The organism is Streptomyces sp. NPDC006510, assembly GCF_040611955.1.
Lineage (GTDB): Bacteria > Actinomycetota > Actinomycetes > Streptomycetales > Streptomycetaceae > Streptomyces.
The window spans coordinates 20,868-43,336 of the sequence record NZ_JBEXPH010000008.1 but is presented as its reverse complement, the minus strand read 5'-3'; the positions used below and the strand labels follow the sequence as shown (position 1 = coordinate 43,336).

Here is a 22,469-nt window from a genome sequence, read left to right as displayed (position 1 = left end):
GGAGAGCAGCCCCCCGATGACGACGACCGCCATCACCAACATCGCCAGTCTGGTCACCAACGACCCCTCCCTGCGCACGGATTCCCCCCTGGGCACGATCCGGGACGCGGCCGTCGTCATCGAGGGCGACCGGGTCGTCTGGACCGGTGAATCAAGCAAAGCACCCGCCACTGACAACGTCGTCGACGCGGGCGGCCGGGCGGTGATCCCCGGCTTCGTCGACTCCCACTCCCACCTCGTGTTCGCGGGCGACCGCACCGAGGAGTTCAACGCCCGGATGTCCGGCCGCGCCTACAGCGCGGGCGGCATCAGGACCACGGTCGCCGCCACCCGCGCCGCCACCGACGAAGAGCTCGCCGCCAACGTCGCCCGCTACCTCGCCGAGGCGCTGCGCCAGGGCACCACCACCTTCGAGACCAAGTCCGGCTACGGCCTCACCGTCGAGGACGAGGCCCGCGCCCTGCGCATCGCCGCCCGGCACACCGAGGAGGTCACCTACCTCGGCGCCCACATCGTCTCCCCGGACTACGCCGACGATCCGGCCGGCTACGTCGACCTGGTCACCGGAGCGATGCTCGACGCCTGTGCCCCGTACGCCCGTTGGGTCGACGTCTTCTGCGAGAAGGGTGCCTTCGACGGCGACCAGGCCCGTGCGATCCTGACCGCGGGCATGGCGAAGGGCCTGCATCCCCGCGTCCACGCCAACCAGCTCGGCCACGGCCCCGGCGTCCAGCTAGCCGTCGAACTCGACGCCGCGTCCGCCGACCACTGCACCCACCTCACCGACGCCGACGTCGACGCCCTGGCCCAGGGCAACACCGTCGCCACCCTGCTCCCCGGCGCCGAGTTCTCCACCCGGGCCACCTGGCCCGACGCCCGCCGCATCCTCGACGCGGGCGCCACCGTCGCACTCTCCACGGACTGCAACCCGGGCTCGTCGTTCACCTCCTCCATGCCCTTCTGCATCGCGCTCGCCGTACGGGACATGGGCATGACGCCGGACGAGGCCCTCTGGTCCGCCACCGCGGGCGGCGCCGCGGCCCTGCGCCGTACGGACATCGGCCGCATCGCCCCCGGCGCCCGCGCCGACCTGGTGCTTCTCGACGCGCCCAGCCATGTCCACCTCGCCTACCGGCCGGGCGTTCCGCTGGTGCACGCGGTCTGGCGGCGCGGCGAACGCGTCGTCTGAGCGCCACCCGGAACCAACCACGGTCCGGCACGGCATCCGTGATCCGGCGTCAGACATGCGGAAGGACCCGCCCCTTGCCTCAGGGGTGGGTCCTTCCGCACGGGTTCGCGGTACGTCGCTCGGATGTTCCACGGGCACGCGATGCGCGCCCGTTCACTCCTCCAGAGTCAGGCCCTTGCGGAGCTTGACCAGAGTGCGCGAGAGCAGCCGCGACACATGCATCTGGGAGATGCCCAGCTCCTCGCCGATCTCCGACTGCGTCATGTTGGCGACGAACCGGAGCGAGAGGATCGTGCGGTCGCGGCGCGGCAACGAGGCGATCAGCGGTTTCAGGGACTCGACGTACTCGATGCCTTCGAGCCCGTGGTCCTCGTAGCCGATCCGGTCCGCCAGCGCGCCTTCGTGCTCGTCCTCCTCGGGCTTGGCGTCCAGCGAGCTCGCGGTGTACGCGTTGCTCGCGGCCATGCCCTCGACGACCTCGTCGTGGGTGATGCCGAGGCGGTCGGCGAGCTCGCCCACGGTGGGCGAGCGGTCCAGTCGCTGGGCGAGCTCGTCGCCCGCCTTGGCCAGGTCGAGCCGCAGCTCCTGCAGCCGGCGCGGGACGCGCACGGACCAGCTGGTGTCGCGGAAGAAGCGCTTGATCTCACCGACGATGGTCGGCATCGCGAACGTCGGGAACTCCACGCCCCGGCTGAGCTCGAAGCGGTCGATCGCCTTGATCAGGCCGATGGTGCCGACCTGGACGATGTCCTCCATCGGCTCGCTGCGGGAGCGGAACCGGGAGGCGGCGAACCTGACCAGGGCCAGGTTCAGTTCGACGAGCGTGTTGCGGACGTACGAGTACTCGTGGGTGCCCTCTTCGAGGGATTCGAGCCGCGCGAAGAGCGTCTTCGACAGTGCCCTGGCATCCAGCGGCCCCACTTCGTCATAGGGCGGGATCTCGGGAAGTCCTTCGAGACCGTCACCCACGCCGTGGTCGTCGGCGCCGATGCGGTCATGGCCACCGATGTGGCCGGTGCCACTCGTGTGGCCGGTGTCGCTGATGTTGCTGGTGGTACCTGTGCTGCTGCGGGTGCCGTCCTTGGCGATCGCGGCAGGGGAGTCTGAGTGGGTCAGTCCCTGAGGACATGCTGACGTCGCGTTGTGGGGACGCGGTCCGTCGAGCCGGGGTGACATGGTCTCCTCCATCGTTCTCGGCATATGGCTGCCGATGCCCATACGTGTTCCTGCGGTGAAGCGGCGCCTCCGAAGCCGGTCGTGTTTTGGGTGTCCCCCTACCCTTACCCGCTCCGGACGGACAGTTACAAGCGCCAATTGATGCTATATGTCCGGTTTGTTGAGGTCTTCGGGTATCGCGTGGCGCACAGACCGCGTACTGTTTCAAGAACGTCAGAGACAGCACATACGCATCTGCGCACGCAGAGACGCAGGCAGTGACGAGCGGCGAAGAGGGACGGGCATGGACCGCGGGACGGTCGGCAGTGCGAACCGGGGTCGGCTTCAGGTCGAGGTCCGGACCGAAGGGCGCAGCGAGGTCGTGACGCCGGTGGGTGAGCTGGATCACCACACGGCGGATCTGTTGCGAGAGCCTCTGGGGCGCGCGGTCGAGCAGGGGCGGGTGCGCCTGGTGGTCGACTGCTCGCGACTCGAATTCTGTGATTCCACCGGGCTCAATGTGCTGCTCGGTGCCCGCCTGAAGGCGGAGGCGGCCGGGGGAGGGGTCCATTTGGCCGGAATGCTGCCGGTGGTGGCGAGGGTCTTCGAGATCACCGGGGCCGAGGCGGTCTTCACCGTCCACGACTCCCTCGAAGCGGCCCTGGACACCTGACCGCGACGCGTGTCGCGGCCCCGGGCGCCCTATGTGTTGCCCGTGTCACGCGATCCGCGTAGACGAAGTGGGTGTTGTCACGATTCGGCCGGGCAGAAGACATCCGGCGGAGCCGTGGGCGACCAGCACACTCTGTATCTGCACTTGTAACTGTTCGATGGCGACATGGTGAATCGGTGAGGTGAAGCGCTGATGAGCACCACCCGGCAGCCCCCGCCGGGCGACCTCGGCCGTGAGCCGCAGGACGCCGGCGTGGACGCGGACGCGGGCGCGGCCTCCCCCGAGTCGGCCGAGCGGCAGTGGCGCACCCTGTCGCTGCGGGGTGTCGGCGGCATCGTGCCGACCGCCCGTGACTTCGCCCGCCAGGCGCTGCACGAATGGGGCTGGCTCCCCGCGTCGAGCGCCGACGGCCGGGCCGCCGCCGAGGACGTCCTGCTGGTCGTCTCCGAGCTGGTGACCAACGCCTGCCTGCATGCCGACGGGCCCGAGGAGATGCGTATCGCCTGCACGGCGAAGGTGCTGCGGGTGGAGGTCGCCGACTCGGGCGCGGGCCAGCCCGCGCCGCGTACCCCGCACCGGGCCGGACGGCCCGGCGGGCACGGCATGTTCATCGTGCAGCGGCTCTGCCTGGACTGGGGCGTCCTGCGGGTGCCCGGCCGGCCCGGGAAAACCGTCTGGGCGGAGCTGGCCGCCCCCGCGTAGGCCGTCGGCCGGACCCCCCGGGGCGCAGTGCCCCGCCATTCGCACCACCGAGGAGCGCGCCGGATCGGCGCGCTCTTTGTCTTCCCTCCACAAGGCACCGGGCGTACCTTGAGCGCCCGATCTGATGTGTCGTCAGTAACTTGCGTCGGTGCGAACCGGCGTGCGGCGACTTCCGGCATGAGGGGAACTCAGGTGTCCTACCAGAAGCGAACAGCTCTCGCGCTGGCGTCCGCGCTGGCGGGCACGGTGGTGCTGATGGCCGCGCCCGCCGCCCACGCCACGGTCGTGGACGTCAACTACCAGTGCAAGACCCCGATCGGTGACAAGGGTGCCGTGTCTCCCATCGACATCAAGAGCGTCAGGAGCGGCAGCGGCTACCGGCTCACGATGTCCTTCCAGAAGGGCGTCTCGTCCAGCCCCGTGGAACTGGGCAAGGGCGCGATGAGCCCCAGCGCGGTCATCAAGGTGGGGGGCGCGGACCCGGGTCAGGTCAATGTCTCCGGCCCGCCGAACTCCGCGGCCATACCCGCCAACACCCCCATCAAGATCAGTGACCTGTCGGGTACGTACACCCCGAAGAAGAGCGGCAAGGTCGACTTCACCGCCGGTGTGCTCACCATCAAGGCGCTCGGTACGACCACGACCTGCACCCCCTCCAACAACCCGGGACCTGCGCTCCGGCTCGACGTGACCGCCGCGGGCAACGGGCAGGGCGCCCCGGACGACGACGGCGGACAGCTGCCGAAGACCGGTCCGCTCGACTCGGCCGTGGCACTCGGCACGCTGGGCGGCACGGTGCTGCTGACCGGTGCGGCCGGGGTGCTCTGGCTGACCAGGCGCGGACAGGGGGCTGTTGGCCGATAGGGCGATTCCCGCCGGACCCAGCCGCCGCCGTCACGCACCAGGGAGCCGCCCATGCCGTCGCCGACCGGTCACGCCGCCCGACTCGCCCTCGCCGTACTGCTGTGCGCCCTCGCCATGACACCGGTGGCCGGTGCCGCGACGCGGCCTCCGTCGCAGCCGGGCGCCGCTTCGTGGACGGCGCGGCCCGCGGTGAGCGGTTCCGGCACGGACGGCAGACCGTACTTCTATCTGGAGGGCCCGCCCGGCACCGTTCTGCAGGACCGGATCTCGGTCACCAACTCCGGCCGGTCCCCGGTCACCGTGCGGCTGAGCGGCGCCGACGCGTACGACGCGAAGGGCAGCGGCTCCGGCGGCAAGGGCGCCACCGGGACCGGGCGCTGGCTGCGGACCGCCGCCACCGAGGTGACCGTCCCGGCCCGCACCCGGGCCGATGTGCCGTTCACCGTCACGGTGCCGGCCGGTGCGACGCCCGGTGACCATCCCGGAGCGATCGTCGTGCGCGGCGGCGACCGCTCGGTGGGCGTACGGATCCGGCTCCGGGTCGGCGGGCCGACGCTGGCCGCGCTCACCGTCGAGGACGTCAGCGTGTCCGGGCGGGCCATCCACTACACACTGGTCAACCGCGGCAACGCGGTCCTCGCCCCGCGGATCGCGGTCCGCGCCGACGGGGTGTTCGGGACGCTGCTGCGGCGCGGGGCCCGCGCCCTGCCGGTGGAGGTGCGGCCCGGACAGCGCGTCAGGCTCACCGAGCCGTGGCGGGACGTCCCCGCGCTCGACTCGGCGACCGTACGGCTGCGCGTCACGGCGGCGGGCGGGGCGCACGGCGAGGCGACGGCCCGTGCGGTCTTCGTCCCGTGGGCGCCGTTGACCGCCGGCGCACTGCTGGTCCTGGCCGCCGCCGGCGCGGGCACGTACGCGTACCGGCTCAGGCGGTCGTGCGACCGGCGGCCGGACGACGAGGAACGGCCCGGACGGTCACCGGGCAACCAACAGCACTCCGGGAGCAGGCACTTGGCGAAGGCGGGAGCGGAATCGTGACTGGACAGGCCGGACCGGCAGCACCCCGCAGCGGCGGCCCCCGGTGGGCCGGCGCGCTGTCCGTCGCGCTGCTCGTGGCCCTGCTGCCCGCCCTGCTGACGCTCTTCGCGACCGGGGCCGACGCGGCGGGTACGAGGGCCGCGGACGCGAAGCCCGTGGTCACCCTCTCCAAGCAGCAGGCGGGCAAGGGCGGTGAGATCACCGTGAAGGGCAGCGGCTGGCGCCCGAACGCGCTGCTGATGATGCTGATCTGCGGACGGTCCACGACGGACCGGGGCGTGATCGGCGGAACCAACTCCTGCGCCAACGCCGAGGGCCGGGCCGTCACCACCGACGGCCGGGGCGCCTTCCGCAAGAAGATGCCGGTCGCCGAACCGCCCGTGCCCTGCCCCTGCGTGGTGCACGTAGCCACCGTCACCGGTGAACAGGCCACCGCCGACGCCGTGTTCGTCGTCGCGGGCCACCCGCTCGCCCCGCTGCCGAAGGAGACCGGGGGCGGCAGGCTCGCGGTGCTCGCCACCACCAGGCTGGAGGGCGACAGCGGGATCCTCACCTGGTTCGGCGCCCCGCCCTCCCGGCAACTGGTCCTCACCGTGGGCAACCTCGGCTCCGCCCCCGTCAAGGACCCGGTCTTCGAGGTCGGCACCGCACACGGCGTCTTCGCCCCGCAGTGGGAGGAGCGGCAGTGGCGCGGCACCATCGGATCCGGCCGCAAGGCGCAGATCAAGCTCCCGGTCGAACTGACGGCGGGCGCCCACGGCGACTACCAGGTCTCGCTCAGGTACGGCGGCAAGGTGCTGGCCGAACAGCCGTGGGGGGTCGGCCGCCCCTGGGGCGTCACGCTCTTCTGGATCCTGCTGTGTGTCGTCGTACCGGCCGCCGTGTTCCGGATCGGCATGGCGATCGTCGACAAGGTGCGGCCCCGTACCTCGCGCGCCCCGGGCCGCGCCCGCCGCCGCCCCTCGCGAGGGGCGGACGCGACCGCGAGGACCCCGAAGCGGCGCCGTGCACCGGGGCCCGCCGAGGGCCCCGCGGCCGCGCCCGCCGACGGCCCGTCCACCGCCACGGCCGCGCTGCCGTGGTTCACACCCGATTCCGCACCGTCAGAGAACAGACCGACGACGAAGGGACATTCGTGAGTACGCAACGCAGGACGGTCGCGGCGGGAGTCGCGATGATGCTCGGCGGCGCGGGCATGCTGCTGGCCGCGAGTCCGGCCCGGGCCGCCGACGTCTCGTACCGGACGGAGTGCATTCCACCGCCCATCTCCGGGCTGCCGGCCGTGCAGGGCACCACCAAGGTGCAGCTGACCGCGCCCGCCGAGGCCAAGGTCGGGGACACCGTCGAGGTGGTGTGGAAGACGGTCGAGGCCGCTTCCAAGAACCCCGACGTGCTCGACCTGGACAAGGACACGGTCAAGCCGACCGGCACCCTCAAGGTGGGCGGCGCCGCCACCGGCACCGTACAGATGGAAGGACCGCGGCAGAACCCGCCGATCCCCAAGAACAGTGCCATGGTGCTGCCCGACATGAAGGGCACGCTGAAGCTGGAGAAGGCCGGTGAGATCACGCTGACGCCGGACGCGTACAACATCAACGTCTCCAAGCCGATCTCCACGGACACCAAGTGCAGTCCGAAGGAGACCGTGCAGCCGGGCGCGACCATCAAGGTCACGGACGGCGGCGGATCCACCACCTCGGGCGGCACGACGAGCGGCTCCACGAGCGGCTCGACGACCGGTTCCACCACCGCGGGCGGCACCACCTCCGGCTCCACCACCGCGGGCGGGACCACCGCGGGCGGTACGACCGCGGGCGGCAGCGACTCCGGCGGCGCCACCTCGGGCTCCGGAGGCGGCGGCGGACAGACCGACTTCCCCGGCAAGGAGGTCGCGGTCCACTTCACCTGTACGTCCCCCGGACCGGCCGGCATCGCCTCCAAGGTGACGATCAACGCCAAGAAGAACGGCGGGAGCTACGCCCTCACGGTCAAGACGGCCAAGGGCGTGATGGACAGCCCGGCCGCGCTGCCGGCCGGTGCGCTCAAGCCGTCCATGGACATCACCATCGGCGGCGCCGACAAGGGCTCGGTGAAGGTCACCGGACCGGCCAACGCCGAACCGCTGGAGCAGGGCAAGCCGGTCGACCTGTCCGACATGACCGGCACGTACAAGCCCGGCGCGTCCGGCAAGTCCACGCTCAGCCCCGGCACCCTGACGATCGATGTCACGCTGGGCGCCTCCAAGATCAACATCCCGTGCAAGGTCAAGGGCTCGGTGACCCCGTCGCTGGAGCTCGACACCACCGCCCAGGAGGGCGGCGCCTCCGGCTCCGCCACCTCGGGCTCCACGGGCGCCACCGGCTCCACGGGTGGCGGCACGGCCTCCGGCGGCGGACTGGCCGCCACCGGGGCCGAGGACAACGGCACCCTGCGCGCCCTCGGCCTGGTCGCGGGCACGGCGATCCTGCTGGGCGGCGCCGTGTTCACCTTCACCCCGTGGCGCAGGCTGCGCGGCACCAGGTGAGCCGGCTCCCGTAACAACGGCACGAGGGCCGCCCCACCGGTCGACGGTGCGGCGGCCCTCGTGTGCGGGCGGTACGCGTCCAGCTGTGCGGGCGGTACGCGTTCGGTGCGTCAGCGCATCCGCGCGCCGGCGCATCGGAACATCAGCGCACGTCGCCCATGAGCTGGGTGACCTTCTTGCGGTACATCCAGATCGCGAACGCGGCGACGATCGCGAGCGCCGCCTCCAGACCCACCATGCCGGTCTTGTTCAGGTCGACTCCCGCCAGCGACAGCAGGCTGGTGGTGCAGTCGCCCGCGGTGACCGCGAGGAACCAGACACCCATCATCTGGCTGCCGTACTTCGCGGGCGCCATCTTCGTGGTGACCGACAGGCCGACCGGGGAGAGGCAGAGCTCACCGACGGTCTGCAGGAAGTAGATCGACACCAGCCACATCGGGCTGACCTTGTCGCCGTCCGTCGTCATGGTCAGCGGCAGCATGAAGACGAGGAAGGAGACACCGACCAGGAAGAGGCCCGAGCCGAACTTGACGACCGTGCTCGGTTCCTTGCCGCGCCGGTTCAGCGCCAGCCATATCCAGGCGACGACCGGGGCCAGCGCCATGATGATGACCGGGTTGACCGACTGGTACCAGGAGGTCGGGAAGTGCAGGCCGAACAGGCTGTTGGTGGTGGAGGACTCACCGAAGAGCGACAGCGTGGAGCCGCCCTGGTCGTAGATCATCCAGAACACGGCCGCGGCGACGAAGAACCAGATGTAGCCGGACATCTTCGACTGCTCGGTCTTCGAGAGGTCCCGGTCCCGCTTGATCCGCACCAGCACCGCGACCGGGATGAGCAGACCGGCGACGGTGATCGGGACGAGCGCCCAGTTCAGCGTGTAGACATCGGTGGCGACGAGCACGCCGTAGAAGACGACGGCGGCTATCAGCCACAGCAGACCCTTGCGCAGGGTGGTACGGCGCTCCTCGGCCGACAGCGGCTTCGGGACGACGCTGCTGCGCTCGCTGAGGTGGCGCGTACCGATGAGGAACTGGGCCAGACCCAGCGCCATGCCGACCGCGGCGATGGCGAAGCCGAGGTGCCAGTTCACCTTCTCGCCGACCGTGCCGATGATCAGCGGCGCGGCGAAGGCACCGAGGTTGATGCCCATGTAGAAGACGGTGAAGCCACCGTCGCGACGCGGGTCGTCCGGACCGTTGTAGAGGTGGCCGACCATCGTCGAGATGTTGGCCTTCAGCAGACCGGATCCGAGCGCGACCAGCGCCAGACCGGCGAAGAAGGTGCCGGAGCCCGGCAGCGCGAGCGTCAGGTGGCCCAGCATGATGACGGCGGCCGAGATGGTGACCGTCTTGCGCGGCCCCCAGACCCGGTCGCCGAACCAGCCGCCGGGCATGGCGAGCAGATACACCATCGCCATGTAGATGGAGTAGATCGCGGTGGCCGTGGCCGCGTTCATGTGCAGGCCGGTACCGGAGACCAGGTAGAGCGGAAGCAGGGCCCGCATGCCGTAGAAGCTGAAGCGCTCCCACATCTCGGTCATGAAGAGAGTGGCCAGGCCGCGGGGGTGGCCGAAGAAGGTCTTCGCGGATCCAGAAGTACTGGCCGGGTCCTTCGTCAGGCTGGACGCCATGGTCGATCCTTGTGTGCTCGGGACGCGACGCCTTGTGAGCGTGGTGCGCCCGGTGGGGGGAGGCCGGCACCGGCAAGGGCGGGCCCCACCCCTCACGCCTGAGAGGGATTCGCCCCGACCGCCGGATCCACGAAGGAGCCGGCTGAAGGAGACGGGGACCGACCGCGTCGGGATCCACGCCCGGTGCGCATCCTCGCGCTCCGGGCCCGGCCACAGGTCATTCACTGAAGTTCGCGACTGGCGGGTACCAGTCGGCCAACAAAAGAGACCCTTGGCGCTAAAAGCTGCCCAAGGGTCCTTGAGTAGTGCAACAGGCGTCGAGCAACCATACGACACGACAGAACCGGATATGAATGGACTTGAGAGATGGATCACAGGTCCCGATGGGGTCGGGCTCCCATATTCAAAGGCGTCTGTCCATTTATTTCGCAGACCCGCAGGGCTTTTGGATCACCTCACGGCATCCGCTCCGCGCGGACTACCATCACTCCATGACCCGTGTACTGCTCGCCGAGGACGATGCATCCATCTCGGAGCCGCTGGCCCGCGCACTGCGTCGGGAGGGTTACGAGGTGGAGGTCCGCGAAGACGGTCCGACCGCACTCGACGCCGGCCTCCAGGGCGGAATCGACCTGGTCGTGCTCGACCTGGGTCTGCCCGGGATGGACGGCCTCGAAGTTGCCCGCAGGCTCCGTGCCGAGGGTCACACCGTGCCGATCCTGGTGCTGACCGCCCGCGCCGACGAGGTGGACACCGTCGTAGGCCTCGACGCGGGCGCCGACGACTACGTCACCAAGCCCTTCCGTCTCGCCGAACTGCTCGCCCGGGTCCGGGCCCTGCTGCGCCGCGGCGCCAGCGAGCCCGCGCCGCAGCCCGCGACGCACGGCGTCCGGATCGACGTCGAGTCGCACCGCGCCTGGATGGGCGAGGAGGAACTCCAGCTCACCGCCAAGGAGTTCGACCTGCTGCGGGTCCTGGTCCGCGACGCCGGCCGGGTCGTCACCCGCGACCAGTTGATGCGCGAGGTCTGGGACACCACCTGGTGGTCGTCGACGAAGACCCTCGACATGCACATCTCCTGGCTCCGCAAGAAGCTCGGCGACGACGCCGCCAACCCCCGCTACATCGCGACCGTACGGGGCGTCGGGTTCCGCTTCGAGAAGAGCTGACGTTCCGAGGGGGGCCGCCGTTCCGGGAAGAGCCGACGAGCAGAAGCATTCATGCGCCGCAGACTGATCAATTCCACCCTCGCCGTGGTGCTTGTGGTGATCGCCGTCTTCGGCGTCTCCCTCGTCATCGTCGAGACCCGCACCATCAGCAACAGCGCCCAGGAGAGCGTCGACTCCGAGGCGCTGAGGCTGATCAGCGTCGTCGAGAGCCGGCTGCTGGAGGACGAGCGGATCAACCCCGCACTGCTGTCCCAGCAGATCGACGGCAAGCGCTACGCGCTGATCAAGATCCCCGGCCGGGAGCCCCTCGAAGTCGGCAAGCGCCCCACCGGCAGGGTGATCAGGAGCACGGCCGAGGGGGAGCGCGGCGAGCGGGTCACCGTCGAGGAGTCCAGCTCCGCGGTCACCCGCGAGGTCGGCCGCACCTTCATGATCATCGGCGCTGTGGCGCTGCTGGCCATCGTCTCCGCCGTGCTCCTGGCCGTACGCCAGGCCAACAAGCTGACCTCACCGCTGACCGACCTGGCCGAGACCGCCGAACGCCTGGGCTCCGGCGACCCGCGGCCGCGCCACAAACGGTACGGAGTCCCGGAGCTGGACCGGGTCGCCGACGTCCTGGACTCCTCCGCCGAACGGATCGCCCGGATGCTGACCGCGGAACGCCGGCTGGCCGCCGACGCCTCGCACCAGCTCCGCACGCCGCTCACCGCGCTCTCCATGCGGATCGAGGAGATCTCGGTCACCGACGACCCGGACACGGTGAAGGAGGAGGCGAACATCGCCCTCACCCAGGTCGAGCGGCTCACCGACGTGGTGGAACGGCTGCTGACCAATGCCCGCGATCCGCGCACCGGCTCCGCCGTCGTCTTCGACCTCGACGAGGTCGTCAAGCAGCAGATCGAGGAGTGGCGTCCCGCCTACCGGAGCGCGGGCCGCGCCATCGTCCGCTCCGGCAAGCAGGGGCTGCGGGCCGTCGGCACACCGGGCGCGGTCGCCCAGGTGCTGGCCGCGCTGATCGAGAACTCACTGATGCACGGCGGCGGTACGGTCGCGCTGCGCACCCGGGTCACCGGCAACCAGGCGGTGATCGAGGTCACGGACGAGGGCCCGGGGGTTCCCCCCGACCTGGGTGCCCGGATCTTCGAGCGGACGATCAGCGGCCGCAACTCCACCGGCATCGGCCTCGCGGTGGCCAGGGACCTCGCGGAGGCGGACGGCGGCCGGCTCGAACTGCTCCAGCAGCAGCCCGCGGTCTTCGCCCTGTTCCTCAGCCGGGTGGCCCGGAAGAGGAAGGAACCGGAACGCCCGGTGCGCTGAGCGGCGGGCGCCGCGCGCGGTCGGCCAGGGCCTGTCCGGCAGATCATGGCCGGGGCCGCGACGCCTGGCACGGCACCTCGCGGCGTTGCCGGAACGTCCGAACAGCTCCTTCCCCAAGCTCTCAACTCCGTTCGAGCAGGGGAAACCCCACCTACGACGCTCCGGCGCCCTGCGATGCACCGCACCGGACGCCGCGCCCTGTCCGACCCTGATCCGCCGGACCGGCCCTAGCGCCGTACCGGATCCGCCTCGACCCGCGGCACCTGCTCCGTACGTGCCTGCCTCACGAACCCCTCGGTGCCGGGCACGTCCCCGCCCGGCACGGCCGCCCCGCCCGGCACGGGCTGCTCGATGGGCAGCGCCCTGAACACCCACGTCCGGTAGGACCAGAAGCGGAACAGGGTCGCGATGCCGATCCCGAGGATCTTGAAGACATTGCTCTGGACCGGGCTGTCCCATCCGAAGCCGTACGTCGCCGTGTACAGCACACCGGTCTCGATGACCGCGCCCACCGCGCTGAACAGCAGGAACAGTGTCAGCTCGCGGGTCCGTCCGCTCTTGTCGCGGTCCCGGTACGTCCAGTGGCGGAAGCCGATGTAGTTGCCGAGGATGGCGACGACGGTGGCCAGCAGACCGGCCCGTACCGTCGGGATGGTGGTGTAGCGCCAGAGCAGGTTCGACACCGCGATGTTGACCACCAGGCCGACCCCGCCGACCACGCCGAACTTTGCGACTTCCCGGGCCAGCGCCTCCAGCCGGGTCCGCAGTCCGCCCCGTTCGCTCATGGTGATCGCTCAGCCCGTCAGTCGGTTGTGTCAACCCGGTCATGCTAACCAGCCCGTCCCCGCGCCGCCCGTGGATGCCGTGGGCTGTGTGGCGATGCTGTGACAGGAACGCCCGGCCGGGGCGGCCGGAGGGCGTCGTCGGGAGCTGTCCGGGGCGGCGGATACCCTGGAGGAGTGACGTTCCCGGTAGTCGGCATGGTCGGTGGCGGTCAGCTCGCCCGAATGACCCACGAGGCGGGTATCCCCCTCGGCATCAAGTTCAAGCTCCTCAGCGACACCCCCCAGGACTCGGCGGCCCAGGTGGTGAGCGAAGTCGTCGTCGGCGACTATCGCGACCTGGACACGCTGCGTGCCTTCGCGCGCGGCTGTGACGTGATCACCTTCGATCACGAGCACGTACCGACCGAGCACCTGCGGGCCCTGGAGGCGGACGGTATCCCCGTGCGCCCGGGACCCGACGCGCTGGTGCACGCCCAGGACAAGGGGGTGATGCGCGCGAAGCTCACCGAGATCGGCGCGCCCTGCCCCCGCCACCGCATCGTGAAGGACCCGGCCGATGTCGCCGCCTTCGCCGAGGAGACCGGGGGCTTCCCCGTCGTCCTCAAGACGGTCCGCGGTGGCTACGACGGCAAGGGCGTCTGGGTGGTCCGCTCCGAGGCGGACGCGGCCGACCCCTTCCGGGCCGGCGTCGCGGTGCTCGCCGAGGAGAAGGTCGACTTCGTACGGGAGCTGGCGGCCAACATCGTCCGCTCACCGCACGGCCAGGCCGTCGCCTACCCGGTCGTCGAGTCGATCCAGGTCGACGGGGTCTGCGACACGGTGATCGCCCCGGCCCCCGAGCTGGACGAGCGGCTCGCCGGCGAGGCCCAGCAGCTCGCGCTCAAGATCGCCTCCGAGCTCGGTGCCGTCGGCCACCTCGCGGTCGAACTCTTCGAGACCCGTGGACCCGACGGGAAGCCCGGCATCCTGGTCAACGAGCTGGCCATGCGCCCGCACAACTCCGGCCACTGGACGCAGGACGGCGCGATCACCTCGCAGTTCGCCAACCACGTCCGGGCCGTGCTCGACCTGCCGCTCGGCGACCCCCGCCCGCGCGCCACCTGGACGGTCATGTCCAATGTGCTCGGCGGCGACTTCCCGGACATGTACCAGGCGTACCTGCACTGCATGGCCCGCGACCCGCAGCTCAAGATCCACATGTACGGCAAGGACGTGAAGCCCGGCCGCAAGGTCGGACACGTCAACACCTACGGCGACGACCTGGCGGACGTGCGGGAGCGCGCCCGGCACGCGGCCGACTACCTGCGAGGAACGATCACCGAATGACCTCCCCCGCCACCGCCGCGCCGCTCGTCGGCATCGTCATGGGGTCGGACTCCGACTGGCCCGTCATGGAAGCAGCGGCCAAGGCCCTCGACGAGTTCGAGATCCGCTACGAGATCGACGTCGTCTCCGCCCACCGCATGCCGCGCGAGATGATCGCGTACGGCGAGCAGGCGGCGGACCGCGGTCTCAAGGCGATCATCGCGGGCGCGGGCGGCGCCGCCCATCTGCCCGGCATGCTCGCCTCGGTCACCCCGCTGCCCGTCATCGGTGTGCCGGTCCCGCTGAAGTACCTCGACGGCATGGACAGCCTGCTCTCCATCGTGCAGATGCCCGCCGGTGTGCCGGTCGCGACCGTCTCGGTCGGCGGCGCGCGCAACGCGGGCCTGCTCGCCGCCCGTATCCTCGCCGCCCACGACAGCGAATTGCTGGCCCGGATGCGGGAGTTCCAGCAGGAGCTGAACGACCAGGCGACGGAGAAGGGCAAGCGGCTCCGCAGCAAGGTCCAGGGCGCCGACTCCTTCGGCTTCGGGAAGTAGGGGCCCGTGGAGCAGCTGGAGCGGGCGAGGGAACTCCTCGCCGAGTACCCCGTCGTCGACGGCCACAACGACCTGCCGTGGGCGCTGCGCGAACAGGTCGGCTACGACCTCGACGCCCGTGACATCGCCACCGACCAGTCCGCCCATCTGCACACCGACATTCCCCGGCTGCGCGCGGGCGGCGTCGGCGCGCAGTTCTGGTCCGTCTACGTACGGACCGACATGGCGGGCGACGAAGCCGTCAGCGCCACCCTGGAACAGATCGACGTGGTCGCCGAGCTGCTGGAGCGCCACCCCGCCGACCTGCGGCGCGCGCTGACCGCCGACGACATGGAGGCGGCCCGCGCCGAGGGGCGCATCGCCTCCCTGATGGGCGCCGAGGGCGGCCACTCCATCAACAACTCGCTGGGCACCCTGCGCGCCCTGCACGCCCTGGGCGTCCGCTACATGACGCTCACGCACAACGACAACATCGCGTGGGCGGACTCGGCGACCGACGAACCGGGCGTCGGCGGCCTCTCGCCGTTCGGCCACGAGGTCGTACGGGAGATGAACCGCACCGGCATGCTGGTCGACCTCTCCCACGTGGCGGCCACCACGATGCGCGCCGCGCTCGACACCTCCACGGCGCCGGTGATCTTCTCGCACTCCTCGTCGCGGGCGATCTGCGACCACCCGCGCAACATCCCCGACGACGTCCTCGGTCGGCTCCCGGCCAACGGTGGCATCGCGATGGCGACCTTCGTGCCGAAGTTCGTCCTGCCGGAGGCCGTCGCCTGGACCCTGGCCGCGGACGAGAACATCCGCGCGCACGGCCTGCACCACCTCGACACCACCGAGCGGGCCATGAAGATCCACGCCGCCTTCGAAGCGGCCAACCCGCGCCCGATGGCCACCGTGGCGACCATCGCCGACCACCTCGACCACATGCGCGAGGTCGCCGGCGTCGACCACATCGGCATCGGCGGCGACTACGACGGAACGGCCTTCCTCCCGGAGGGCCTCCAGGACGTCGCCGGCTACCCGAACCTGATCGCGGAGCTGCTCGGCCGCGGCTGGTCCACCGCCGATCTCGCCAAGCTCACCTGGCGGAACGCCGTACGGGTGCTGCGCGACGCCGAGGACGTGGCGCGCGAGCTGCGCACCCGCCGCGGCCCGTCGCACGCCACGATCGAGCAGCTGGACGGCCGGGCCGTCTGAGCCGTGACACATGCGTGGGGCGCCCCTTCCCTGCCGGGAGGGGGCGCCCCACGCGTCGTCCACTACCCCGCGCAGAGGCAGAACGGGTGCCCCGCGGGATCCGCGTACACCCGGAAGGTCCGCTCCCGGTCCGCCGCGTCCAGCACGGTGGCGCCCAGTGCGAGCACCTCCTTCTCCGCCGCGTCCAGATCCGCCACGGTCAGATCCAGATGGATCTGCTGCGAGCCGTCCGGACTCGGCCACCGCGGCGGTACGAAGCCCGGCGCGGCCTGGAACGCGAGGAGCGGGCCCCCGACCCCGGTCAGCTCCAGCCAGTCCTCCCCGCCGGACACGATCTCTCCGCCGAGCAGCCCCGCGTAGAAGCCCGCGAGCGCGGCCGGGTCGGGGCAGTCCAGTACGACGGACCCCAGGGTGGCGACAGCCATGACACATTCCTCCTCCGGACGAACGGTTACCCCTACATCGGCTCAACCGGTAACCGTTACTGCATGCTGCCGCATGGGAAGTAACGTCGCAACCATGAGTGAGAAGGAATCCGCGCCCGGGGAGCTCGCACTGATCGAGGCCCTGGTCAACACACTGGACGTCGAGACGGGCGTGGACACCCTCGACACGGCGGACGGGCGCGCCGCCTTCGGCCTCACCGAACCGGAGGTCCCGGAAGCCCGCGTCCTGCGCGAGGCGCTCCGTACCGCCTGCCTCGCCCACGCGGGCCACCGCCCGCCGGACGGCGCCGCGTCCCCGCTCGACCGGCTGCTCGCCGAGGCGCCCCTGCGCGTCACCGTGGACGCGGCGGGCGCCGCCGAACTGCGCCCCGCCACCGAACCGGCCGGGCTGACCGCCCGCGTCGCTGCGGCCATCGCCGGCGCGGCGGCCGACGGCACCTGGGCCCGGCTCAAGGCATGCGAGGCGGAGGACTGCCGCTGGGCCTACTACGACCGCAGCCCGGCGGGGCGCCGCCGCTGGTGCTCCATGTCGGTGTGCGGCGCCCGCGCCAAGATGCGTACCTACCGCGCGAAGCGCGCGTGACGCACCGGATCAGGCCGTCGGACGCCCCATCGCCCGGTACGTCCAGCCGGCCCCGCGCCACAGCTCGCTGTCGAGCGCGTTGCGGCCGTCCAGGATGATCCGGCGGGACGCGACCTCGCCGAGCGCCGCCGGGTCCAGTTCACGGAACTCGCGCCACTCCGTCAGATGCAGCACCACATCGGCGCCGCGCACCGCGTCCAGCGCCGTGTCCGCGTAACCGAGGGTGGGGAAGAGCCGCCGGGCGTTGTCCATGCCCTTCGGGTCGAAGACCGTGACCTGGCCGCCCTGCAGATGGATCTGCCCGGCCACGTTCAGCGCCGGCGAGTCCCGTACGTCGTCCGAGTCCGGCTTGAACGTCGCGCCCAGTACCGCCACCCGCTTGCCGAGGAACGAATCGCCGCCCACGGCCTCCCGGGCCAGCTCCACCATGTGGCCGCGGCGCCGCATGTTGATCGAGTCGACCTCGCGGAGGAAGGTCAGCGCCTGGTCCGCGCCCAGCTCACCGGCGCGCGCCATGAAGGCCCGGATGTCCTTCGGCAGACAGCCGCCGCCGAAACCGATCCCGGCCCGCAGGAACTTCGAGCCGATCCGCTCGTCGTGCCCGATCGCCTCGGCCAGCTTCTTCACATCGCCGTCGGCGGCCTCGCAGACCTCCGCCATGGCGTTGATGAACGAGATCTTCGTGGCCAGGAACGAATTGGCCGCGGTCTTCACCAGCTCGGCGGTCGGGAAGTCCGTCACCACGAACGGCGACCCCTCGGCGACCGGCGTCGCGTACACCTCGCGCAGCAGCTTCTCGGCCCGCTCGCTCGCCACACCGACGACGATCCGGTCCGGGTGCAGGGTGTCGTTCACGGCGAAGCCCTCGCGCAGGAACTCCGGGTTCCAGGCCAGCTCCGCATCGGCACCCGCCGGCGCCAGCTCCGCCAGCCGGGCCGCGAGCCGGGCCGCCGAGCCCACCGGGACGGTCGACTTCCCGACGACCAGCGTCGGCCGGGTCAGATGCGGTGCCAGCGACTCGAAGGCGGTGTCCACGTAGCTCATGTCGCAGGCGTACTCGCCGTGCTTCTGCGGAGTGTTCACGCAGACGAAGTGCACATCGCCGAAGGCCGCCACCTCCTCCGGGGAGGTGGTGAACCGCAGCCGCCCCGTGGACCCCTCGATGCCTTCGACGTGCTTGCGCAGCAGCTTCTCCAGGCCCGGTTCGTACATCGGGACCTTGCCGGTGCCGAGCATCTCGACCTTCTCGGGCACGACATCGAGGCCGAGCACCTCGAAGCCCAGTTCCGCCATGGCCGCGGCGTGGGTGGCGCCGAGGTAGCCGGTGCCGATCACAGTGATCCTGAGGGCCATGAAGTGCTCCTGGGAGATGCGGACAGACGTGCGGTGAACGAGCATAGTCGTGCTCCCGAAGGCCCGGTTTCCGGCCGCCCGCACAGCTCCGCCCACCCTGTCCCCGAACCCATTTCCCACCCTTTGCCCACCCCTGTCGCGAAGCTCACGCGGGCATTGCATAGGCCATTGCGGGAGCCGCGCTCTAAAATTGGGTTACTTAACGGTAGTTAGCGTCTTGGGGAGTGAGCGTCTTGGCGGGTTCGACCGATTTCGACCTGTACCGTCCGGCCGAGGAGCACGACATGCTCCGGGAGTCGGTGCGTGCGCTCGCCGAGGCGAAGATCGCCCCGCACGCGGCGGCGGTCGACGAGGAGGCGCGCTTCCCGCAGGAGGCGCTGGACGCCCTGACCGCGGCGGACCTGCACGCGGTGCACGTACCCGAGGAGTACGGCGGCGCGGGCGCCGACGCCCTCGCCACGGTCATCGTGATCGAGGAGGTGGCCCGGGTCTGCGCCTCCTCCTCCCTCATCCCGGCCGTGAACAAGCTCGGCTCCCTCCCGGTGATCCTCTCCGGCTCCGAGGACCTGAAGAAGAAGTACCTGGGCCCGCTCGCCAAGGGCGACGGCATGTTCTCGTACTGCCTCTCCGAGCCCGACGCGGGTTCCGACGCGGCCGGCATGAAGACCAAGGCCGTACGCGACGGCGACTTCTGGGTGCTCAACGGCGTGAAGCGCTGGATCACCAACGCGGGCGTCTCCGAGTACTACACGGTCATGGCCGTCACCGACCCGACCAAGCGCTCCAAGGGCATCTCGGCCTTCGTCGTCGAGAAGTCGGATGAGGGCGTCTCCTTCGGCGCCCCGGAGAAGAAGCTCGGCATCAAGGGCTCCCCGACCCGCGAGGTCTACTTCGACAACGTCCGCATCCCCGCCGACCGCATCATCGGCGAGGAGGGCACCGGCTTCGCCACCGCGATGAAGACCCTGGACCACACCCGCATCACCATCGCGGCCCAGGCCCTCGGCATCGCCCAGGGCGCCCTCGACTACGCCAAGGGCTACGTCCAGGAGCGCAAGCAGTTCGGCAAGCCGATCGCCGACTTCCAGGGCGTCCAGTTCATGCTCGCCGACATGGCCATGAAGCTGGAGGCGGCCCGCCAGCTCACCTACTCGGCCGCCGCCAAGTCCGAGCGCCTCGACGGCGACCTCACCTTCTTCGGCGCCGCGGCCAAGTGCTTCGCCTCCGACGTCGCGATGGAGATCACCACGGACGCGGTCCAGCTGCTCGGCGGCTACGGCTACACGCGGGACTACCCGGTGGAGCGGATGATGCGCGACGCGAAGATCACCCAGATTTATGAAGGTACGAATCAGGTTCAGCGCATCGTCATGGCGAGGAACCTGCCGTAACGGTTGTCGCTTCGGCGTCCGGCCCCCGATGCATGCGTCGGGGGCCGGACGTTTGTCCGGGGCGAGGAGACCGGGGCCGGATCACTCCCCGGCGAAAACCTCCTCGACCGAGGCGGCGGTGGCGGCGCGGTTGAGCCACACGTGCAGGAGCTCGGGGTCGTTGCAGTTGTCGATCTTCTCGCGGACCTTGTCGGTGACGGTGAGACCGCATGCTTCCAGGACCAGCCGGAGGCTTTCCGCACGGCCTTGTGCGCGGCCTTCGTCCCGGATTTCTTCCGACATGAAGGACTTGTAGAAAGACGTGTCCACGGCCACCAGGTTCCTCCACTGTTGTGCGGCCGGGCGGTTGCCCAGGCCCTGTGCGGTGAGTTCGACGATGGGGTCGGCGATTGCTTCCGGTGTGTCCCGCAGTGCGGCGGACAGGGGGATTTCTTGGGTCACGTCACTCAGCGTGGCCGCATGTGCGTACCGTGAACAGTGACGAGCCCCTTACGTACGGCGATTGTCCCGTGCTTGTCCGGTGCTGTCCCGGCTGTCCGGGGCGACGCGCCGGGGACATCAGGGGTTGGGCCAAGAGCGGCAAAACGCGTCGGAAGTGGGGTACGGATGAGCGTGGACGAGACCGGTACGGAACGCGGGGACACCGGGGCGGACGAGCCGGGCTGGGACGTCGATCCCGATGACGAGTCGGGGGCGGCCGTGGTCGCGGCGGTGGGCCGCCAGATCAAGGCGTGGCGGGAGGCGGCCGGGCTGCGGGCCGGCGAGTTCGGCGCCGCGATCGGGTACGGGGAAGACCAGATCTACAAGGTGGAGGGCGGCCGCCGCATCCCCCGCCCGGAGCTGCTGGACCGGGCGGACGAGGTCCTCGGAGCGCGCGGGAAGATCGCGGCGATGAAGCAGGACGTGGCGGAGGTTCGGTACCCGAAGAAGATCCGGGACCTGGCGAAGCTGGAGGCGCGGGCCGTCGAGCTGTCGGCATACGGCAATCACAACATCCACGGCCTGTTGCAGACCGAGGCATACATGGGCGCGCTACTCGCTACGCGTCGGCCTGCGTACTCGCAGGAAGAGCACCAGCGGATGGTCGATGCGCGCATGGCCCGGCACTCTATCTTCGCGCGGGAGCCCGCCCCAGAACTCAGCTTTGTCCAGGAAGAGGTGACGCTGCGCCGCCCCATCGGCGGGACAATGGTGATGCGCAAACAGCTCGAACACCTGCTGGAGGTAGGGCAGTTGCGAACGTAGAGATCCAGGTGATGCCGACGGACTGCGGGGATCACCCTGGAACGGGCGGGCGGATCCAGGTGTTGAAGTTCGGCGACGGCTCGGCGGTAGGGCGCACCGACAACGAGTTCGTCGGCCGCCCCGTCTCCGATCCGAAGCAACTCCGGATCCTCGAACTGAGGTATGGCATCATCCGGGCTCCCGGCTCTTTCGCCAGGAGAGTCACTGGCCTTCATCGAGCAAGTGCTGGGAGAGACATGATCCGCAAGAGCTCTGCAGAGGACGCCTCCGGCTTGGAGTGGTTCAAGAGCAGCTTCAGTGACAGCAGCGACGGCAACGACTGCATCGAGGTCGCCACTGCCCCCGGTGCGGTTCACGTCCGCGATTCCAAGAACGCCCAAGGCCCTCGCCTCGCCTTCGGCCCCAACGCCTGGGCAGGCTTCGTCTCCTACGCGGCCGAGCACTGATCCCGCTCGGCCGTCGGTCCGGACGGGGCGACTCCCGTCAGTCCTCCTCGAACTTCTCGTCCTCCCCGTCGAAGCGGTCGAAGGCCGCCTCCGTGCGGGCGCGGAACATCGCGGTCTGGTGGTCGTCGCGGAGGATGATCTCGTCGTGCGCGTACCAGCGTGAGCCCGGCTGGTGGCTGATCGGGTACTCCGGGAACGGCAGCCGCTGGAAGGTGGTGGTGATGTCCTCGGGCAGGCCCGTGTCTCTGTCGGGGGTCACCCATCCCATCAGGTCCTCATCGGCGCACAGGGCCTCGGACAGGACGATCTCGACGAACGCGACGCTGACCCGGCCCAGCCACGTGTCCCAGTCGTCGGCGGTGGGCCGGACGAGGTCGGCGCGGACCACGACGGGCGGGTCGTCCTGGTCGAGGTCCGTGACACGTATCCCCCAGTAGGCGCAGGACTGGTTCTCGACGCGGAAGATCAGTACACCGCGGTCCTCGTCGATGCGGAGGTCCTGCGGGGCGAGCAGCATGTCTTGATTGTCGGTCAGGTCGATGCGGTGCCCGAGCAGTTGGTATGCCTCGCGCAGCGCTGCGGGCAGAGGCAGGCCGAGCCGGGCCTGCGCCGCGTCGAGATCGGCGGGGGTGTGGCCGTCGGCCCCCGTGAGGGGGCGCGGGCTCCAGTCGCGGGCGAAGGCGTGGATGAAACGCCATGCCGCCTGTCTGTCGGGCTGCTCGCCGACGGCCGCGGCGAGTGCGTCGAGGTCGAGCATGAGGTTCGGGGGCTGTGGCTCCTGGGTCATGCGTGCGACTGTAGGCGCCGCCACTGACAAGGCTTGGCGCCTTCCTTCCCGTATATTCCCGACCAGGCCGGACCCCGGGACAGGCAAAGGGCCCGGATGGCGAACCG

21 protein-coding genes and 2 pseudogenes are annotated in these 22,469 nt (G+C 70.5%); 16 read left to right on the top strand and 7 right to left on the bottom strand.

What is annotated here, in order from left to right; all coding sequences use genetic code 11:
- The first annotated feature begins 16 nt into the window (after positions 1 to 16).
- Positions 17 to 1,189 (top strand): imidazolonepropionase, encoded by a 1,173-nt coding sequence (hutI, locus tag ABZY11_RS04540; RefSeq protein WP_356477694.1) that lies wholly within the window; start codon positions 17 to 19, stop codon positions 1,187 to 1,189.
- Positions 1,190 to 1,342: 153 nt separating this feature from the next.
- Here hutI and ABZY11_RS04535 read toward each other — a convergent pair whose 3' ends face one another.
- Positions 1,343 to 2,365 carry an RNA polymerase sigma factor SigF gene (locus ABZY11_RS04535; RefSeq protein WP_356477745.1) on the bottom strand — a complete coding sequence of 341 codons (1,023 nt, stop codon included), beginning with the start codon at positions 2,363 to 2,365 and terminating at the stop codon, positions 1,343 to 1,345.
- A 283-nt stretch (positions 2,366 to 2,648) separates the two neighbouring features.
- Here ABZY11_RS04535 and ABZY11_RS04530 point away from each other — a divergent pair, with 283 nt between their 5' ends.
- The 6 genes from ABZY11_RS04530 (at position 2,649) to ABZY11_RS04505 (ending at position 8,145) form a co-directional block, all read left to right on the top strand.
- A complete protein-coding gene (locus tag ABZY11_RS04530) occupies positions 2,649 to 3,017 on the top strand; it encodes an STAS domain-containing protein (RefSeq protein WP_356477693.1) in 369 nt (122 codons plus the stop codon).
- A 192-nt stretch (positions 3,018 to 3,209) separates the two neighbouring features.
- Entirely contained in the window at positions 3,210 to 3,719 is a 510-nt protein-coding gene (locus ABZY11_RS04525) for an ATP-binding protein (RefSeq protein ID WP_356477692.1), read from the top strand.
- Positions 3,720 to 3,911: 192 nt separating this feature from the next.
- On the top strand, positions 3,912 to 4,583 hold the full coding sequence (locus tag ABZY11_RS04520) for a peptidase (protein ID WP_356477744.1): 672 nt from the start codon (positions 3,912 to 3,914) through the stop codon (positions 4,581 to 4,583).
- Between the two features lie 114 nt (positions 4,584 to 4,697).
- Positions 4,698 to 5,621 (top strand): hypothetical protein, encoded by a 924-nt coding sequence (locus tag ABZY11_RS04515; RefSeq protein WP_356477743.1) that lies wholly within the window; start codon positions 4,698 to 4,700, stop codon positions 5,619 to 5,621.
- 56 nt (positions 5,622 to 5,677) lie between these two features.
- The gene (locus ABZY11_RS04510; protein WP_356477742.1) at positions 5,678 to 6,760 is read left to right on the top strand and encodes a hypothetical protein; all 1,083 of its coding nucleotides are present in this window, start codon (positions 5,678 to 5,680) and stop codon (positions 6,758 to 6,760) included.
- 38 nt (positions 6,761 to 6,798) lie between these two features.
- The gene (locus ABZY11_RS04505) at positions 6,799 to 8,145 is read left to right on the top strand and encodes a hypothetical protein (protein WP_356477741.1); all 1,347 of its coding nucleotides are present in this window, start codon (positions 6,799 to 6,801) and stop codon (positions 8,143 to 8,145) included.
- 142 nt (positions 8,146 to 8,287) lie between these two features.
- Here ABZY11_RS04505 and ABZY11_RS04500 read toward each other — a convergent pair whose 3' ends face one another.
- Complete coding sequence (locus tag ABZY11_RS04500; protein WP_356477691.1) at positions 8,288 to 9,778, bottom strand: oligopeptide:H+ symporter; 1,491 nt, start codon at positions 9,776 to 9,778, stop codon at positions 8,288 to 8,290.
- A 491-nt stretch (positions 9,779 to 10,269) separates the two neighbouring features.
- Here ABZY11_RS04500 and ABZY11_RS04495 point away from each other — a divergent pair, with 491 nt between their 5' ends.
- Positions 10,270 to 10,947, top strand: a complete 678-nt coding sequence (locus ABZY11_RS04495) for a response regulator transcription factor (protein ID WP_093539847.1) — start codon at positions 10,270 to 10,272, stop codon at positions 10,945 to 10,947.
- A 51-nt stretch (positions 10,948 to 10,998) separates the two neighbouring features.
- Positions 10,999 to 12,264 (top strand): ATP-binding protein, encoded by a 1,266-nt coding sequence (locus ABZY11_RS04490; protein ID WP_356477690.1) that lies wholly within the window; start codon positions 10,999 to 11,001, stop codon positions 12,262 to 12,264.
- Positions 12,265 to 12,491: 227 nt separating this feature from the next.
- Here the strand turns inward: ABZY11_RS04490 and ABZY11_RS04485 are convergent, their stop codons facing one another.
- Positions 12,492 to 13,049: a GtrA family protein gene (locus tag ABZY11_RS04485; protein ID WP_356477689.1), complete on the bottom strand. Its 558-nt coding sequence runs from the start codon at positions 13,047 to 13,049 to the stop codon at positions 12,492 to 12,494.
- Between the two features lie 174 nt (positions 13,050 to 13,223).
- Between ABZY11_RS04485 and ABZY11_RS04480 the strand changes: the two genes are divergently transcribed.
- From ABZY11_RS04480 to ABZY11_RS04470, 3 genes are read left to right on the top strand one after another with little or no spacing between them, the layout of a single operon-like run.
- A complete protein-coding gene (locus ABZY11_RS04480) occupies positions 13,224 to 14,375 on the top strand; it encodes a 5-(carboxyamino)imidazole ribonucleotide synthase (RefSeq protein ID WP_356477688.1) in 1,152 nt (383 codons plus the stop codon).
- Entirely contained in the window at positions 14,372 to 14,911 is a 540-nt protein-coding gene (gene purE, locus ABZY11_RS04475; protein WP_356477687.1) for a 5-(carboxyamino)imidazole ribonucleotide mutase, read from the top strand. Before ABZY11_RS04480 ends, purE begins: the two co-directional genes overlap by 4 nt.
- A gap of 6 nt (positions 14,912 to 14,917) precedes the next feature.
- Complete coding sequence (locus ABZY11_RS04470; protein WP_356477686.1) at positions 14,918 to 16,111, top strand: dipeptidase; 1,194 nt, start codon at positions 14,918 to 14,920, stop codon at positions 16,109 to 16,111.
- A 62-nt stretch (positions 16,112 to 16,173) separates the two neighbouring features.
- On the opposite strand, the gene ABZY11_RS04465 is transcribed toward ABZY11_RS04470, so the two are convergent.
- A complete protein-coding gene (locus tag ABZY11_RS04465) occupies positions 16,174 to 16,536 on the bottom strand; it encodes a VOC family protein (protein WP_356477685.1) in 363 nt (120 codons plus the stop codon).
- 94 nt (positions 16,537 to 16,630) lie between these two features.
- Between ABZY11_RS04465 and ABZY11_RS04460 the strand changes: the two genes are divergently transcribed.
- Entirely contained in the window at positions 16,631 to 17,140 is a 510-nt protein-coding gene (locus ABZY11_RS04460; RefSeq protein ID WP_356477684.1) for a CGNR zinc finger domain-containing protein, read from the top strand.
- A 9-nt stretch (positions 17,141 to 17,149) separates the two neighbouring features.
- Here ABZY11_RS04460 and ABZY11_RS04455 read toward each other — a convergent pair whose 3' ends face one another.
- Positions 17,150 to 18,493: a UDP-glucose/GDP-mannose dehydrogenase family protein gene (locus ABZY11_RS04455; RefSeq protein ID WP_356477683.1), complete on the bottom strand. Its 1,344-nt coding sequence runs from the start codon at positions 18,491 to 18,493 to the stop codon at positions 17,150 to 17,152.
- A gap of 233 nt (positions 18,494 to 18,726) precedes the next feature.
- Between ABZY11_RS04455 and ABZY11_RS04450 the strand changes: the two genes are divergently transcribed.
- On the top strand, positions 18,727 to 19,884 hold the full coding sequence (locus ABZY11_RS04450; protein ID WP_356477740.1) for an acyl-CoA dehydrogenase: 1,158 nt from the start codon (positions 18,727 to 18,729) through the stop codon (positions 19,882 to 19,884).
- 81 nt (positions 19,885 to 19,965) lie between these two features.
- Here ABZY11_RS04450 and ABZY11_RS04445 read toward each other — a convergent pair.
- Positions 19,966 to 20,307 (bottom strand): annotated as a pseudogene (locus ABZY11_RS04445) (hypothetical protein); the annotation flags it as partial.
- Positions 20,308 to 20,490: 183 nt separating this feature from the next.
- Between ABZY11_RS04445 and ABZY11_RS04440 the strand changes: the two are divergent.
- Positions 20,491 to 21,369 (top strand): annotated as a pseudogene (locus ABZY11_RS04440) (helix-turn-helix transcriptional regulator).
- Complete coding sequence (locus ABZY11_RS04435) at positions 21,366 to 21,575, top strand: DUF397 domain-containing protein (protein WP_356477682.1); 210 nt, start codon at positions 21,366 to 21,368, stop codon at positions 21,573 to 21,575. Before ABZY11_RS04440 ends, ABZY11_RS04435 begins: the two are co-directional and overlap by 4 nt.
- Before the next feature lie 37 nt (positions 21,576 to 21,612).
- On the opposite strand, the gene ABZY11_RS04430 is transcribed toward ABZY11_RS04435, so the two are convergent.
- Positions 21,613 to 22,362, bottom strand: a complete 750-nt coding sequence (locus ABZY11_RS04430; protein ID WP_356477681.1) for an SMI1/KNR4 family protein — start codon at positions 22,360 to 22,362, stop codon at positions 21,613 to 21,615.
- Between the last annotated feature and the right edge of the window lie 107 nt (positions 22,363 to 22,469).